Below are 416 nucleotides of genomic sequence, written 5' to 3'. Positions count from 1 at the left end.
GTGCTGGCGTCGAATGGCTCGGTGGTGCCAAAGTTCAAGGCCCAGATCGATGCCGGCGGTCCCGTGACGGTCACGCATCCCGACATGGTCCGCTACTTCATGACCATCCGCGAAGCCTGCGATCTCGTCATCACGGCGGCAACGCACGCGCTCGGAACGCAGCGTCCGGACGTCTCGGTCTACGTGCTCAACATGGGTCAGCCGGTGAAGATCGTTGATCTCGCCGAGCGCATGATCCGTCTCTCGGGCCTGCAACCCGGCTACGACGTCGAAATCGTGTTCACGGGCATGCGGCCAGGCGAGCGGCTGCACGAAATCCTGTTCGCCTCCGAGGAGCCAACCCGCGAGATCGGCGTCGCCGGCATCATGGCCGCGCAGCCGAACGAGCCGCCGATGCAGACGCTGCGCAAATGGAT

At 64.7% G+C, this 416-nt stretch carries 1 protein-coding gene; it reads left to right on the top strand.

Annotated elements, in window-relative coordinates; genetic code table 11:
- Positions 1-416 (top strand): polysaccharide biosynthesis protein (locus AC0L23_RS40065; protein WP_473358433.1); only part of this gene is annotated, 416 nt, incomplete at both ends.

This window comes from Bradyrhizobium sp. MI1.4, from assembly GCF_055811315.1.
Note: the sequence above shows the minus strand (reverse complement) of the source record. Positions and strands in the feature narration are given on the sequence as shown.